Here is a 257-nt window from a genome sequence, read left to right on the forward strand (position 1 = left end):
CGGCCGCTTCGATGACTACAGCGACTTCGGCAGCGCCTTCTCCCCCAAGGCGAGCCTGCGTTACCAGCCGCTGGACAACCTGATGCTGCGCACCTCCTGGTCGCGCTCGTTCCGCGCCCCCAGCCTGAGCGATCTCTACGCGGCTGATTCCTACTCGGCCGACTGGGCCAAGGACTATGTCTACTGCAAGGCCAACGGCATCTCGGCGGCGGACTGCCCGAACCGCCAGTACGACACCACCCGTACCTCCAACGAGG

The 257-nt window shown here is 65.8% G+C and carries 1 protein-coding gene; it reads left to right on the forward strand.

The annotated features are described in order from the left end of the window. On the forward strand, positions 1–257 hold a 257-nt coding region (locus B4920_RS26970), incomplete at both ends, for a TonB-dependent receptor (RefSeq protein ID WP_139379724.1).

Origin of the sequence: Zoogloea sp. LCSB751, from assembly GCF_002028455.1 — a bacterium.
In the GTDB taxonomy this organism is placed as follows: domain Bacteria; phylum Pseudomonadota; class Gammaproteobacteria; order Burkholderiales; family Rhodocyclaceae; genus Zoogloea.